Origin of the sequence: Micromonospora sp. NPDC048871 (genome assembly GCF_043198155.1) — a bacterium.
Taxonomy (GTDB): Bacteria; Actinomycetota; Actinomycetes; order Mycobacteriales; family Micromonosporaceae; genus Micromonospora.
Genome location: NZ_JBICUM010000009.1, coordinates 40,787 through 55,301 on the forward strand (window position 1 = coordinate 40,787; position 14,515 = coordinate 55,301).

The following is a 14,515-nucleotide window of genomic DNA, read 5'->3' on the forward strand; positions in this document are numbered from 1 at the left end:
CGCCGTGCGAGCGCGAGGAGTGAGCGCAGCGAGCCCCGCAGTCGCGAGCGAAAGGCCAGCACAGCCATGAGTCAGCACACGGTCGAGCCGACGCCAGCCTCCCCGACACCCCCCGGCGGCGGCCACCTGCTCGAGGTACGGGATCTGCACATCGAGTTCCGTACCGGGGAGGGGGTGGCCAAGGTGATCAACGGGGTCAGCTATCACCTGGACCCCGGGGAGACCCTGGCCGTGCTGGGCGAGTCCGGCTCCGGCAAGTCCGTCACCGCCCAGGCCATCATGGGCATCCTGGACATTCCGCCGGCGAACATCCGCTGCGGCGAGATCTACTACCAGGGCCGGGACCTGCTGGCCCTGCCGGAGGAGCAGCGCCGGCAGGTACGGGGCAAGGAGATCGCGATGATCTTCCAGGACGCCCTGTCCGCGCTGAACCCGGTCTTCCCGGTGGGCTGGCAGATCGGCGAGACCCTGCGCCTACGGCTCGGCATGTCCCGGGCCGACGCCCGCCGTCGCGCGGTGCAGCTGATGGAGCTGGTGCAGATCCCGGGGGCGGCCGGTCGGCTGGGCGACTACCCGCACCAGTTCTCCGGGGGTATGCGCCAACGGGTGATGATCGCGATGGCGCTGGCCATGGAACCCAAGGTGCTGATCGCCGACGAGCCGACCACCGCCCTGGACGTCACCGTGCAGGCCCAGATCATGGATCTGCTCGCCGACCTGCGGCGCGACCTGGACATGGCGATGATCCTGATCACCCACGACCTGGGGGTGGTCGCCGACGTGGCGGACCGGATCGCGGTCATGTACGCCGGCCGCATCGTCGAGCACGCCCAGGTCCGTCCGCTGTACCGGGCGCCCGCCCACCCGTACACCAAGGGGTTGCTGGAATCGATTCCCCGCCTGGACCAGCGCGGCGGGAAACTCTCCACCATCCCGGGGCTCCCCCCCAACCTGATGCGCATCCCCGGCGGCTGCCCCTTCCACCCCCGCTGCCCGTACGTGCAGCAGGTCTGTGTCGACGTGGTGCCGCACGACCTGGTCCTCGCAGACGGCCGGACCAGCGCCTGCCACTTCGCGCAGGAGGTGCACGATGACCGCGCCAGCTGACCCCGCCACCGTCCGGGGCGAGAAGATCCTCGACGTCGACCAGGTGGTCAAGCACTTCCCCATCACCCGGGGAGTGCTGTTCAAACGGAAGGTCGGCGCGGTCAAGGCGGTCGACGGGGTCAGCTTCACCCTGCAGCGGGGCGAGACCCTGGGCATCGTCGGTGAGTCCGGCTGCGGCAAGTCCACCCTGGCCCGCCTGCTGATGCGGCTGGAACGCCCGACCGCCGGGCGGGCCACCCTGGCCGGACGCGACCTGTTCGCCGCCTCCGGGGGCGAACTGCGCCGGATCCGGCGCAACATGCAGATGGTCATGCAGGATCCGTACACCTCCCTGAACCCCCGGATGACGGTCGGCGACATCATCGGCGAGCCCTTCGAGATCCACCCGGAGGCGGCGCCGAAGGGCAGCCGGCAGCAACGGGTCCAGGAACTGCTCGACGTGGTCGGGCTCAACCCGGAACACATCAACCGGTACCCGCACCAGTTCTCCGGGGGACAGCGGCAGCGCATCGGCATCGCCCGGGCCCTGGCCCTGCGCCCCGAGGTGATCGTCTGCGACGAGCCGGTCTCCGCGCTGGACGTCTCCATCCAGGCCCAGGTGATCAACCTGTTGGAGGAACTCCAGGACGAGTTCGGCCTGTCGTACATCTTCATCGCCCACGACCTGTCCGTGGTCCGGCACATCTCCGACCGGATCGCGGTGATGTATCTCGGTCGGATCGTGGAGATCGGCACCGAGGAGCAGATCTACGAACGGGCCACCCATCCGTACACCCAGGCGCTGCTCTCCGCCGCACCGCTGCCCGACCCGGAGGCCCGGGACCGCCGGGACATCATCCGGCTGACCGGCGACGTGCCGAGCCCGGCCGACCCGCCGAGCGGCTGCCACTTCCGCACCCGCTGCTGGAAGGCGCAGGAGATCTGCGCGATCGAGGATCCGCAGGCGGTACCCCGGGCGGCCGACCCGCACCCCTCCGCCTGCCACTTCGCCGCCCTCCGGGAGTAAGGAAGGGCCCCTTCCTAACGCCTCGCGTAGAGGAAGGGACCCTTCTTAACATCGGGCACCGCCGGGCGGTGCCGGGACGCCGGGCGGCGCCGGAGGTCAGTGGAAGAAGTGGCGGGTGCCGGTCAGGTACATGGTGACCCCGGCCTGCTTGCAGGCGGCGATCACCTCCTCGTCGCGGATCGAGCCGCCGGGCTGCACGATGGCCCGGATGCCGGCGTCGATGAGGATCTGCGGGCCGTCCGCGAAGGGGAAGAAGGCGTCCGAGGCCGCTACCGCCCCGCCGGCCCGGTCGGCACCGGCCCGGCTGACCGCCAGGCGGGCCGAGTCGACCCGGTTGACCTGACCCATGCCGACACCCACGGTCGCACCGTCGCGGGCCAGCAGGATGGCGTTGCTCTTGACCGCGCGTACGGCCCGCCAGGCGAAGGCCAGGTCGGCCAGGGTGGCCTCGTCGGCCGCCTCGCCGGTGGCCAGCCGCCAGGTCGCCGGGTCGTCGCCGCCTGCGTCGATCGCGTCGCGCTGCTGCACCAGTACCCCGCCGGTGACCTGCCGCCACTCGGCCGACTGCGGCCGGAACTCCGGCGCCCGCAGCAACCGGATGTTCTTCTTGGCCTGGAGCACCTCGGCCGCACCGGGCTCGTACCCGGGGGCCACCACGACCTCGGTGAAGATCTCCGCGATCTGCCCGGCCAGCTCGACCGAGACCGGCCGGTTCACCGCGATGACCCCGCCGAAGGCGGAGACCGGGTCGCAGGCGTGGGCCTTGCGGTGGGCGTCGGCCACGTCCGTGCCGACCGCGATGCCGCACGGGTTGGCGTGCTTGATGATGGCCACCGCCGGCTGGTCGGCGAAGTCGTTCGCGGCCCGCCAGGCGGCGTCGGCGTCGACGTAGTTGTTGTACGACATCTCCTTGCCGTGCAACTGCTCGGCCTGGGCCAGCCCGGCCGGGCTGGCCGGGTCGGCGTAGACGGCCGCCCCCTGGTGCGGGTTCTCGCCGTAGCGCAGCACCGCCTGGCGGCGCAGGGCCAGCCCGGCGAACTGCGGCCACCCCTCGGCGGCGGGGACCAGGGTGGTGGCGAACCAGTCGGCGACGGCCACGTCGTACTCGGCGATGTCGGCGAAGGCGCGGGCGGCCAGGGCCCGGCGCTGCGCCAGGGTGAAGCCACCCTCGTCGAGGGCGGCCAGCAGCAGGGGGTACGCGGCCGGATCGGTCACCACCGCCACGGAGGCGTGGTTTTTGGCGGCGGCCCGCACCATCGCCGGGCCACCGATGTCGATCTGCTCGACACACTCGTCCTGGCTCGCGCCGGAGGCGACCGTGGCCTGGAAGGGGTACAGGTTCGACACCAGCAGGTCGATCCCGGCGATGCCGTGCTCGTCCAACTGGGCGGTGTGGGTGTCCTTGCGCAGGTCGGCGAGGAGCCCGCCGTGGATCTTCGGGTGCAGGGTCTTCACCCGGCCGTCGAGGATCTCCGGAAAGCCGGTCACCTGCTCCACCGGGGTCACCGGTACCCCGGCGCCGGCGATCGTCGAGGCGGTGCTGCCGGTGGAGACGATCTCCACACCGGCGGTGTGCAGCGCCTGGGCCAACTCGACCAGCCCGGTCTTGTCGTAGACGCTGACCAGTGCCCGCCGGATCGGGCGGCGCCCGTCATGGATGGAACTCACTCCAACTGTGACCTTTCTTCCGGTGATCGTCCAGCCCTCGCGGACCAGTCGGCCCACCTGCTCGACGAGTTGCTGCCGCTCGGCTTCCTTGATGCGCTCGGTGAGGGTGTCGACGTCGTCGTCGTCGAGGACGGGCACCGCCACCTGAGCGACGATCGGGCCGGTGTCCATTCCGGCGTCGACGAAGAAGAGGGTCGCCCCGGTGACCTTCACCCCGTAGGCGAGGGCGTCACGCGGGCCGTGGATACCGGGGAAGGCCGGCAACAGGGTGTTGTGGGTGTTGAGGTAGCGGTCGCCGAAGGCGGCCAGGAAACGCGCGCCGACCAGCTTGAGGAAACCGGCCGAGATGACCAGGTCGGGTCGGTGCTCGGCGACCCGGTCGGTGAGCGCGGCGTCCCACTGCTCCCGGGTCGGATGGTCGGCGACCCGCTCCACGAAGGTCGGCACCCCCGCGGCGACCGCCCGGTCCAGCCCGGCGATGCCGTCACGGTCCGCACCCACCGCGACCACCCGGGCTCCGTACGCCTGGTCGGCGGTCGCGTCCAGCAGGGCCTGAAGGTTACTTCCGGAGCCGGAGATCAGGACGACGATGCGGGCGGGCTCGTTCACCGGCACACCCTATCCGGCCCCCGACCGAGGTCCGGACGCTGGGCGCAACCGGATCGGCAACTGCCGAATTGGCGTGGACCAGGTACGCTGCCGGTCGCTCGGGCCCGGCGCGCGTCCGGCCCGCACCCGTCAGTGAACGCAACCTGAGGAGCACATCGAGATGCAGCCCGGATACCCCTCGCAACCGCCTCAGCAGATCGACAACAACATGACGATGTCGATCGTCGCGATCTTCCTCTTCTGGCCGCTGGCCATCCCCGCGCTCATCAACGCCTCGAAGGTCAACACACTGCTCCAGCAGGGTGACTACGCCGGTGCCCAGGCCGCCTCGGCCGAGTCGAAGAAGTGGTCCAAGTGGGCCCTGATCGTCGGCATCGCCTGGATCGCGATCATCCTGGTGTGCTGCGTGGGCAGCAGCCTGGTCGGCGCGCTCAACAGCAGCACCGCGATGAGCTACTGATCCGGATGCAGCCTGGTAACCCCGGTCAGGACCCGTACGGCCAGCAGCCGCCATACGGCGACCCGACCTCCTCGCCGCCCGCCAATCCGTACTCTCCGCCGCCGGCCAACCCGTACGCCCCGCCGCCGGCCAACCCGTACACCCCGCCGGTGGATCCGTACAGCCCGGCGGCGGATCCGTACGCGCCGTCCGAGTCGGCCCCGGCTGATCCGTACGGTCAGCAGCCGGTCTCCTCCCCTCCGCCGGTGTCCCCGGCGCCGCACGCTCCGTACTCCCCGGCGCCGCACGATCCGTACTCCTCGCCGCCGGCCAACCAGCCCCCGGCCTACGGGCAGCCGAACTACGGGCAGCCCGCCTATGGGCAGCCGACCTACGGACAGCCGCCGATGTCGGGCCAGCCCTACGGCGACCCGTACGCGGCACAGCAGTCGTACGGTGGCGGACCGATGTACCCGCAGGCCGGCTTCGCCGCCCCGGGTGGCCAGCAGAACACCCTAGGCCTGGTCTCGATGATCCTCGGCATCGCGGCGATTCCGCTGTTCTGCTGCTATCTCGGCATTCCGCTGGGCGCGGCCGCGCTGATCACCGGGTGGCTGGGCAAGCAGAAGGCCGACCAGGGTCTGGCCAGCAATTCGGGGCAGGCGCTGGCCGGCATGATCTGCGGTGGTGTCGGGGTGCTGCTCGGCCTGCTCCAGATCGTGCTGCTGGTGATCAATATCAGCCTGCCGACACAACTCTGAGCACCACGCATCGAGGGGCGTTCCGGATCACCGGGACGCCCCTCAGCCGTCTGCCCACCGGGCTGAGCGATCCGCGCCGGACCCGCGGAAGGCGGTGGCGACAGCCTCCGCCTTCCGTCGTCAGGCGGCTGCCCGGGCCAGCCAGCGAACGGCGGCGGCGCCGAGCACCGCGCCGGCACCGATGACCAGAGTCGAGGCGAGGGCCACCTGCCAACCGACCGGGCCGAGGTCGGCCAGCCGCCCCCCACCCAGCGGCCCTCGGGAGGCCTGGGCGGCCACCCCCATCAGCAGCCCGGTCACCGGCCCGGTCGACACGGCCGACAGGAACAGGGTCCCCCAGCTCAGGGTCGTCCGCTGGGCCATGACCCCGCGGAGCAGCCGACGGGCGAGCAACCCGCCGACGACCATCCCCACCAGGGCCGGCAGGGCCAGGATTGACACCGACCAGAAGCCGTCCACCGGCCCACCGGGCAGTCCGGCGAACAACGGTATGGCCGGCAGCGCTCCGACGGCCACCTCGCTGGTCCGTACCGCGGTGTCCGTGCCGACCGCGAAACCGGGACCCAGCAGGTAGCTGGTGGCCCAGACGGTGGCGTTGGGGGCGTAGGCCAGACTCACCAGGGTGATGCCGGCCTGACCGGCCACCCCGGTGCGGTACGCGCCGATCAGGTCGGCCGCGTCACCCCCGCCGGTCGCCACCGCCAGCCCGGCCACGGCCGCACCCACCCCGAGCAGCACCAACCCGGCCACCAGCCCCGCCTGGGCCCCCTCCCGCAAGGGCTTCGGGGTCCGGGCCGCGAGCAGTTCGGAGACCCCGCTGGTGCGGGCCGCTCCGACCCCGGCGGCCAGCAGGCCGAGCAGGCCGAGGGTCAGCCCGGCCCGCACGGCCGACACATTCATGCCGCCGGCCCCGACCAGCAACGCCCCCAGCACCCCCAACAGGGCGTACGCGACCCCGACCGCGACCGCGGCGACCAGGGTCCGGCCCGGTGACCGGCTGCCTCGGGCGCCGATGGCACGGGTGACATGCACCCCGGCCCGGGACAACCGCCACAGGGCCAGGGCGGTGACCGCCAGCGGCACCAGGCCCAGCGGACCGGTGGCGGTGTCCAGGGGCACCCCGTGGCCCAGCAGCCACCCGGCCGTGCCCGCGCGTACCGCACCTAGCAGGCTGGCGGCACCCTCGCTGAGCTGGAACAACCAGATCACGAAGGCCACCGGGAGCCAGGAGGTCAGGGCGGCACCACCGGCGGCCACCAGGGCGGCGATCACCAGCGGGGCGTGGTTTCGACCGGTGGTCTGACCACGGGGGGACGGCACCCGACGCGGCGGGCCGGCACGACCGGGCGGCCGGTCGCCGGCCTCCCGGGCTTCGTGGGCCCGCCGGGGCTGGTCAGGGGTGACGGATGACATCGGTTCTACTCTGGCATGCCGCGCCGCGGTCGGCTGTCCGACACCACGCCACCCGGATCATCAGTTGCCCAATTCCGCGTGGCACCGCGGGTCCTGCTCTAGCCTCGGCACCAGGCAGCCGTGACACCTCGCGGCGACTAGCGTTCGGAGGAAGCCGTGTCCACTGCTTATCCGCCGCCCCCGCCACCACCGCCGGCCGGCCGGGACCGCACCACCCTCTGGGGGGTGCTGGGGATCGTCACGGGCCTGCTCTGCTGCGGCATCCTCGGCATCATCTTCGGCTGGCTGTCGATCCGTGACGCGCGGCGCTTCCGCCAGTCCCCGGTGCTGGGTTACGTGGCGATCGGCCTGGGTGTGCTCAACATCGTGCTCAGCCTGGTCCTGCAGGCCACCGGGAACTACCCGTACTGGAACCGCTGAGGGGCCGACCGACCGGTCAGCCCCTCAGCGCGGTTCAGCGGTCCTCCGGTCAGCGACCGGACATCAGCTCCCGCATCAGCTTGGCGGTCTCGGTCGGCGTCTTGCCGACCTTGACGCCGACCGCTTCCAGTGCCGCCTTCTTGGCGTCGGCGGTGCCCGCCGAGCCGGAGATGATCGCACCGGCGTGGCCCATGGTCTTGCCGGGGGGCGCGGTGAAGCCGGCGATGTAGCCGACCACCGGCTTGGTGACGTTGGCCTTGATGAACTCGGCCGCCCGCTCCTCGGCGTCACCACCGATCTCACCGATCATCACGATCGCGTCGGTGTCCGGGTCCGCCTCGAAGGCGGCCAGGGCGTCGATGTGGGTGGTCCCGATGATCGGGTCACCGCCGATGCCGACGCAGGTGGAGAAGCCGATGTCGCGCAGCTCGTACATCATCTGGTAGGTCAGGGTGCCGCTCTTGCTGACCAGGCCGATCCGGCCGGTGCCGGTGATGTCGGCCGGGATGATGCCGGCGTTGGAGGCGCCCGGCGAGGCGATGCCGGGGCAGTTCGGCCCGATGATCCGGGTCCGCTCCCCCTTGGCGACGTTGTACGCCCAGAAGGCGGCGGTGTCGTGCACCGGCACCCCCTCGGTGATCACCACGGCCAGCGGGATCTCGGCGTCGATCGCCTCGATCACCGCGCCCTTGGTGAACTGCGGCGGTACGAAGATGACGGTGACGTCCGCACCGGTCTCCTTCATCGCGTCGGCGACGCTGGCGAACACCGGCAGTTCGGTGCCGTCGAAGTCGACCGTGCTGCCCGCCTTGCGGGGGTTGACCCCACCGACGACGTTCGTGCCAGCGGCGAGCATCCGTCGGGTGTGCTTGGAACCCTCGGAACCGGTCATCCCCTGAACGATGACCTTCGAGTCCTTGGTCAGCCAGATTGCCATGATCAGACCCCCGCAGCCGCCAGCTCGGCGGCCCGCTCGGCCGCGCCGTCCATGGTGTCGACCCGCTCGATCAGCGGGTTGTCAGCGCCGTCGAGGATCGCCCGACCCGCCTCGGCGTTGTTGCCGTCCAGTCGTACGACCAGCGGCTTGGTGACTTCCTCGCCGCGCTGCTTGAGCAGGTCGAGGGCCTGGACGATGCCGTTGGCCACCGCGTCGCAGGCGGTGATGCCGCCGAAGACGTTGACGAAGACGCTCTTGACCGAGGGGTCGGAGAGCACGATCTCCAGACCGTTGGCCATCACCGCGGCGCTGGCGCCGCCACCGATGTCGAGGAAGTTGGCCGGCTTGACGTTGCCGTGCCGCTCCCCCGCGTAGGCGACCACGTCGAGGGTCGACATGACCAGACCCGCGCCGTTGCCGATGATGCCGACCTCGCCGTCGAGCTTGACGTAGTTGAGGTCCTTCTCCTTGGCGGCCTGCTCCAGCGGGTCCACCGTGGCCTGGTCGACCAGGGCCTCGTGGTCCGGGTGCCGGAAGCCGGCGTTCTCGTCGAGGGAGACCTTGGCGTCCAGCAGCAGCAGCTTGCCGTCCTTGGTCTTGGCCAGGGGGTTCACCTCGACCAGGGTGGCGTCCTCGGCCACGAAGGCCTGCCACAAGCCCACCGCGGTCTCGACGACCTGGTCGGCGACCTCGGCCGGGAAGCCGGCCGCCTCGACGATCTCCCGGGCCTTGGCCTCGTCCACGCCCTTGACCGCGTCGATCGGGGCCTTGACGACCTTGTCCGGGGTGTCGGCCGCGACCTGCTCGATGTCCATGCCGCCGGCGACGCTGGCGATGCAGAGGAAGGTACGGTTCGCCCGATCGAGCAGGTATGAGAAGTAGTACTCCTCGGCCACGTCGGCGGTCACCGTGATCATGACCTTGTGGACCGTGTGACCCTTGATGTCCATGCCGAGGATGTCGGTGGCCCGGGCCACCGTCTCCTCCGCGCCCTCGGCCAGCTTGACGCCGCCGGCCTTGCCTCGGCCGCCGACCTTCACCTGTGCCTTGACGACCACCCGGCCGCCGAGGCGTTCGGCGATCGCGCGGGCCTCCTCTGGGGTCGTTGCGACGCCGCCGGCGAGCACGGGCAGACCGTGCCGCTCGAACAGGTCCCGCCCCTGGTATTCGTACAGGTCCACGATTGCGCGTCCCGTCCCGTCTCTGCGGCGCACCGTCGCGCCGCCACCAGCGTATGGAAAGAAAACAGTGCGATGCCTGACATCAGTGGAAGTTGAAGCAGGCCATTGGGCGCAGCCTAGCGAGGACGGCACGAGGGGCAACCGAGCGGGTGCGCGGTGTGCCCTAATCCACAGCCTGCCCGAAGTCCCGCACCACGACGGCCCGGCGGCCCGGCACCAGGTCACCCGTTCGAGCGATCTGGCCGGTCCGCAGAGGGATCTCGCTGCTGGTGCGTAACCCCGCCGGCAGGGCTTCGTTGAGTCAGATGTCGGCGCGCTGGAAAGCGCGAGGACAGGAAAGCGGCCGATGCCCTGTCGGTCGAGGGGTGGCGGCGGGGCATCGTGCATAGAGGGGCCGGACGTGTGAGGGGTGCGTCCGGCCCCTCACTCTGCCCGTCGAACATCCGGGTCCCGGCGTACCGGCCGGTCGAACCCGGCCTCAGGCCACCGGCTGGGCCACGTTCTCCCGCACCCACTCCACGATGGACTGGGTGGTCGCGCCCGGGGTGAAGATCTTGGCGACGCCGAGCTGCTCCAGCTCCGGAAGGTCGGCGTCGGGGATGATGCCGCCCCCGAAGACCACGATGTCGCGGGCGTCGCGCTCGTCGAGCAGTTCGAGCACCCGCCGGAACAGGGTCATGTGCGCCCCGGAGAGCACGGACAGACCCACCGCGTCCGCGTCCTCCTGGATCGCGGTCTCCACGATCTGTTCCGGGGTCTGGTGCAGGCCGGTGTAGATGACCTCCATGCCGGCGTCCCGCAAAGCCCGGGCCACCACCTTTGCGCCACGGTCGTGACCATCCAAGCCTGGCTTGGCGACGACGACCCGAACACGAGAGCTCATCTGCGCATCCCTTTCACCGGCATAGCGGCAATCACCTGAACGAACGGTAACCCGCACAGCCTGGCCCGGGAAACCGGGGCGAGAGAGATCGCACACCAGCCTCCGACCCCCGAGGAGAATCGCGGGACCCTTTCACCCTCGGGAACTGCACTGCGGGCACCTGAGCCGTCAAGGAGGACGACTCAGCCGAACGGTCACGGTGCGCTACGAAAGGATGATGACCCGGACAGCCAGGAGAGGCCCAAAGACCTGACAATGGTGGACGGAAAGGGACAGAATGGAGCGGTGAATTCGGCGCTCCGGCTTGTGGCTCGCCTGACGGTTGGCTACCGTGTCCACGGTTGTCATCAGGTCTACGGACGGGTGACGACGCGGCACCAGCCACCACCGGGATCTCGGTCCGGGTGGGGGCCAGGCCGCATCGGAACCCCGACAACGGAGGGTATGCGTGCGTCAGCGCCTGTCGTCTGAGCCCGATCGATATCGCGGCCGCCGCCGCGTACCCACCCCCCCACGCAGCCGCTACGCGGCAGTCGTCACCACCGCCTTCGTCGGCGCCGGTGTGGTGGCCCTGGGCGCCGGAGCCCTGCCGGACGCCAAGAGCGTCAACCCCTCGGTGCTGGACGAGCTGAAGCAGGCGTCGATCAGCAGCCAGGGTGCGGCGGACCGCGCCGACGCCGCGGACCGCGCCTCCCGGGACGGCCGGGGGGCTTCGGAGATCGTCGCCGACTCCGGTGTCTGGCTGCTCCCCCTGCAGGGCTACGACTTCAACTCCCCGTACGGCATGCGCTGGGGCAAGCTGCACACCGGCATCGACCTGGTCGCGCCGGAAGGCACCCCCTACGTGGCGATCCACGAGGGCAAGGTCACTAAGGCAGGCTGGTTCGGCGGCTACGGCTACGCCGTGATCGTCCAGCACGCCGACGGCAGCGAGGCGATCTACGGTCACTCCTCGGCACTCAGTGTCCGGGAGGGCCAGCAGGTCAAGGCCGGTGACCAGCTCGGCCTGGTGGGCAACACCGGCCACTCGTACGGCTCCCACCTGCACCTGGAGATCCATGTCAAGGGCTCGCCGCTTGACCCGGTGCCCTGGCTGCAGGAGCGCGGAGTGGACATCAAGCTACAGGTCGAGGCAATCTACAGCGACGTAGCCGACTCCTGACCATCAGTAAGGCCCGTTGACCGCCCGGATCAGTCGATCCGGGCGGTTTTCTTCTGCCGGCAGGACCGGAAAGTGTCTCAGCCCACAGTGGCGACTGTGTCCGATGCCACATCGACCCTGGGTGACGGACCCGGTCAGTCGGCCCCGGCAGCGGACAGACCCGGACAGCGCAACGGGCCTGCCGTACCGGCCCGTCAACCCCCGGTACCCCTGGCCAGGCGGATCGACACCAGGATTTCGAGGTCACGTGCCACTTCGATCCAGTGAGGTCTGCCCGTGCAGGACGAGAACCCCGCCCCGTACCGGAATATCCCCGACGCTCCGGCCCGGCACCGGCGTCAGATCGGCTGGCGCAACCGCAGCCTGGTCATCGGCGCGGTAGCGCTGGTCGGTCTCGGCGGCGTCGCCGTGTCGACCCGCGACGACCAGCCCACCCCGAGCCCGGTCTCCCTCGACGCGCAGACCCAAGCCGAGGCCGCCGCCCGAGCCGAGGCCGCCGCCCGAGCCGACCGGTCGGACCGGGAACCGGTCGAGGCGAGCGCGCTCGGCAGCCCGACTCCGAGCGCCAGCCCGACCGCGGAGCCCAGCCCTACCGCTAGCGCCAGCCCCACCGCGAAGCCCAGCCCCAAGGCCAGCAAGGCCAGCCCGAAAGCCACCAAGGCCGCGCCGAAGCCGACCAAGAGTGCGACCTCGGGCTGGGTGATTCCGATGGCGGGTGCCGCCATCACCTCCTGCTACGGCCCCCGGTGGGGCACCCTGCACGCCGGTATCGACTTCGCCCTGCCGGCCGGCACCCCGGTCCGCGCCGCCTTCGGCGGCACCGTCACCAAGGCCGGTGACGTCGGAGACGGCTACGGCATCTCCGTCGTCATCGACCACGGCAACGGCTACCTGACCCACTACGCCCACCTGAGCACCACCAGGGTGAGCGTGGGCGAGAAGGTCAGCACCGGGCAGACCATCGGCCTGGAGGGCTCCACCGGCGATTCGACCGGCCCGCACCTGCACTTCGAGGTGCACCAGGGGCAGATGTGGAATCAGATCGATCCCGCACCCTTCCTGCGGGCCCGCGGCATCGAGGTGGCCTGCTGACCAGTCAGACCACCTCTGGGTCGGCCAGCGACAGGGCGGGCCAGTCCGCCAGGTCGGCGAGCATCTGCCGGTCGTGAGTGGCGACGACGACCGCCGCCGAGGTCTGGCGCAGGGCGGCGGTCAACTCGTCGACAAGCGGGGCGGACAGGTGATTGGTGGGCTCGTCGAGGAGCAGCAGATCCGGCCGTTCGGCCAGCCGCAGCGCCAGGTTCAACCGGCGTTGCTGCCCCTGCGACATCCGCCCTACCGGGGTGCGAAGGGCCTCCCGGTCGAGCAACTGGGTGGCGGTCAGCGGCAGCCGCTCGTGTTCGCCGAGGCGCCCCCGGCTCTGGAGGTGGCCGACATGCCGGTCGTACAGCTCGTACGCCAGGAGGGTGGGCGGCCAGGCCGGCACCTCCTGCCCCAGCAGGGCTACCCGGGCCCGCGACAGATGATCCACCTCCCCGGTGGAGGGGGTCAGCTCCTTGGCCAGCACCGCCAGCAGGGTGGACTTGCCCGCCCCGTTGGGGCCGGTCACCAACAGCCGGTCCGCGCCGTCGAGGCTCAGGGTGACCGGGGTACGCAGCCGCCCGGTCACGGTGACCTCCGTACAGCGCAGGAGAGGTGACCGACCCCGAGTGCTCAGATCGGGCCAGCGCAGCCGCAGGGGCGGCTCCGGCACGGTGAGTCGGTGGGCGGCGAGGTCCTCCTGGCGGCGCCGCAGGGCCTGGACGACCCCGGGGGCCCGGGACTGGCGCTGGTGTTTGCCGTGTCCCTTCTCTGGGCGCCAACCGGTGCTCAGCCGAAGCTGGGCCTCAGTCACCGCGTCGGTCAGCCGCTGATGCTCGACCTGCTGGGCCTCGTAGTCCCGCTCCCAGCGTTCGCGTTCTCGGCGCCGCCCCTCCTGCCAACCGGCGTACCCGCCGGCGAACAGCCGCGGTCGTCCGTCCTCGCTGGGGTCGAGGTCCAGGAACTCCGTGGCCACGTCGCGCAGCAGGGCCCGGTCGTGCGTCACCACCACCACCCCGCCCGGATGCTCGCGCAGCCGGCCGGTGAGGAACGCCAGGCTTGCGGCGTCGAGATGGTTCGTCGGCTCGTCCAGCATCAGCAGGTCGTAGCGGGCCCCCAGCAGGCAGGCCAGCCGAACCCGGTAGCGCTGACCCACCGACAGGGTCGACAGCGGGCGCTGCCGGTCGGTGCAGGCGTCCAGCCCGGCCAGGGCCATGTCGACCCGACGCTCCGCGTCCCAGGCGTCCAGCCTTGTGGCCGCGTCCAGGGCGGCGGCGTAGGCGTCGTCCGCACCCCGGACCCCCTCGGTCAGGGCCGTCGCCGCCTGGTCCAGGGCCCGCAGGGCGCGGCGGGACTCCCGGGTGGCGGCCCCGACGAGGGTGCCCACCGTCTCGCCGTCGTACGCCGGGAGGGCCTGCTCGGCCAGGCCGATGGTGCCGGCCCGGTCCACCGTGCCCTGATCGGGTGTGATCGTCCCGGCCAGGACGTGCAGCAAGGTGGTCTTGCCCCGGCCGTTCTCACCGACGATGGCCAGCCGGGAGCGGGCCGAGACGGTGACGCTGACCTCGGACAGCACGACCCGCCCGCCCCGCACCACCCGTACGCCGTCCGCCCGTACGTGCGCCCGGTGGCCTGCCGGCGGTTGGCCGGCGGAATACAACTCATTCACGATCATTTGTCTGCTCTTCGGCTCGTCATGGAGCCGGGCAGCACGATCACGCCGCCCGGCAGGACCCCAGGACGGCGGAACAGAGCTTGCTCAGAGAAAGCCGGTAAACCCTGCCGCCGTCAGCGGCGGAACCAGGGCTTCATCGAGACGGCGCACGAATACATGCTGCGAGGATACCGC

The 14,515-nt window shown here is 71.1% G+C and carries 13 protein-coding genes and 1 pseudogene; 7 read left to right on the forward strand and 7 right to left on the reverse strand.

Annotated features, from left to right (window positions below; genetic code table 11):
• Nucleotides 1–66 precede the first annotated feature (66 nt).
• The gene (locus ACGFIK_RS19860) at nucleotides 67–1,107 is read left to right on the forward strand and encodes an ABC transporter ATP-binding protein (protein ID WP_327024130.1); all 1,041 of its coding nucleotides are present in this window, start codon (nucleotides 67–69) and stop codon (nucleotides 1,105–1,107) included.
• Complete coding sequence (locus ACGFIK_RS19865) at nucleotides 1,091–2,113, forward strand: dipeptide ABC transporter ATP-binding protein (protein ID WP_357531918.1); 1,023 nt, start codon at nucleotides 1,091–1,093, stop codon at nucleotides 2,111–2,113. The genes ACGFIK_RS19860 and ACGFIK_RS19865 overlap by 17 nt, the downstream gene beginning before the upstream one ends.
• A 96-nt stretch (nucleotides 2,114–2,209) precedes the next feature.
• Here the strand turns inward: ACGFIK_RS19865 and purH are convergent, their stop codons facing one another.
• Both purH and purN read right to left on the reverse strand, forming a co-directional pair.
• The gene (gene purH, locus ACGFIK_RS19870; RefSeq protein WP_327027426.1) at nucleotides 2,210–3,781 is read right to left on the reverse strand and encodes a bifunctional phosphoribosylaminoimidazolecarboxamide formyltransferase/IMP cyclohydrolase; all 1,572 of its coding nucleotides are present in this window, start codon (nucleotides 3,779–3,781) and stop codon (nucleotides 2,210–2,212) included.
• A 3-nt stretch (nucleotides 3,782–3,784) separates the two neighbouring features.
• Nucleotides 3,785–4,396, reverse strand: a pseudogene (gene purN / locus ACGFIK_RS19875) (phosphoribosylglycinamide formyltransferase); the annotation flags it as partial.
• A gap of 154 nt (nucleotides 4,397–4,550) precedes the next feature.
• Between purN and ACGFIK_RS19880 the strand changes: the two are divergent.
• Both ACGFIK_RS19880 and ACGFIK_RS19885 read left to right on the forward strand, forming a co-directional pair.
• Nucleotides 4,551–4,850, forward strand: coding sequence for a CD225/dispanin family protein (locus ACGFIK_RS19880; protein WP_327024128.1), 300 nt, complete (start codon nucleotides 4,551–4,553; stop codon nucleotides 4,848–4,850).
• A gap of 5 nt (nucleotides 4,851–4,855) precedes the next feature.
• Nucleotides 4,856–5,590, forward strand: a complete 735-nt coding sequence (locus ACGFIK_RS19885; RefSeq protein WP_327024127.1) for a DUF4190 domain-containing protein — start codon at nucleotides 4,856–4,858, stop codon at nucleotides 5,588–5,590.
• Between the two features lie 120 nt (nucleotides 5,591–5,710).
• Here the strand turns inward: ACGFIK_RS19885 and ACGFIK_RS19890 are convergent, their stop codons facing one another.
• A complete protein-coding gene (locus ACGFIK_RS19890; protein WP_393340590.1) occupies nucleotides 5,711–7,003 on the reverse strand; it encodes a DUF6350 family protein in 1,293 nt (430 codons plus the stop codon).
• Between the two features lie 156 nt (nucleotides 7,004–7,159).
• Between ACGFIK_RS19890 and ACGFIK_RS19895 the strand changes: the two genes are divergently transcribed.
• Nucleotides 7,160–7,423, forward strand: a complete 264-nt coding sequence (locus tag ACGFIK_RS19895; RefSeq protein WP_327024125.1) for a DUF4190 domain-containing protein — start codon at nucleotides 7,160–7,162, stop codon at nucleotides 7,421–7,423.
• Between the two features lie 49 nt (nucleotides 7,424–7,472).
• Here ACGFIK_RS19895 and sucD read toward each other — a convergent pair whose 3' ends face one another.
• The 3 genes from sucD to ACGFIK_RS19910 form a co-directional block, all read right to left on the reverse strand.
• Nucleotides 7,473–8,360: a succinate--CoA ligase subunit alpha gene (gene sucD / locus ACGFIK_RS19900; RefSeq protein ID WP_327024124.1), complete on the reverse strand. Its 888-nt coding sequence runs from the start codon at nucleotides 8,358–8,360 to the stop codon at nucleotides 7,473–7,475.
• Between the two features lie 2 nt (nucleotides 8,361–8,362).
• The gene (sucC, locus tag ACGFIK_RS19905; RefSeq protein ID WP_327024123.1) at nucleotides 8,363–9,541 is read right to left on the reverse strand and encodes an ADP-forming succinate--CoA ligase subunit beta; all 1,179 of its coding nucleotides are present in this window, start codon (nucleotides 9,539–9,541) and stop codon (nucleotides 8,363–8,365) included.
• A gap of 478 nt (nucleotides 9,542–10,019) precedes the next feature.
• Complete coding sequence (locus ACGFIK_RS19910) at nucleotides 10,020–10,424, reverse strand: cobalamin B12-binding domain-containing protein (protein ID WP_327024122.1); 405 nt, start codon at nucleotides 10,422–10,424, stop codon at nucleotides 10,020–10,022.
• 448 nt (nucleotides 10,425–10,872) lie between these two features.
• Between ACGFIK_RS19910 and ACGFIK_RS19915 the strand changes: the two genes are divergently transcribed.
• Together ACGFIK_RS19915 and ACGFIK_RS19920 are read left to right on the forward strand one after the other, a co-directional pair.
• Nucleotides 10,873–11,586 (forward strand): M23 family metallopeptidase, encoded by a 714-nt coding sequence (locus ACGFIK_RS19915; RefSeq protein ID WP_327024121.1) that lies wholly within the window; start codon nucleotides 10,873–10,875, stop codon nucleotides 11,584–11,586.
• Nucleotides 11,587–11,862: 276 nt separating this feature from the next.
• The gene (locus tag ACGFIK_RS19920; RefSeq protein ID WP_327024120.1) at nucleotides 11,863–12,678 is read left to right on the forward strand and encodes a peptidoglycan DD-metalloendopeptidase family protein; all 816 of its coding nucleotides are present in this window, start codon (nucleotides 11,863–11,865) and stop codon (nucleotides 12,676–12,678) included.
• A 4-nt stretch (nucleotides 12,679–12,682) separates the two neighbouring features.
• Here the strand turns inward: ACGFIK_RS19920 and ACGFIK_RS19925 are convergent, their stop codons facing one another.
• Nucleotides 12,683–14,335 (reverse strand): ATP-binding cassette domain-containing protein, encoded by a 1,653-nt coding sequence (locus tag ACGFIK_RS19925; protein ID WP_327024119.1) that lies wholly within the window; start codon nucleotides 14,333–14,335, stop codon nucleotides 12,683–12,685.
• Nucleotides 14,336–14,515: the final 180 nt, after the last annotated feature.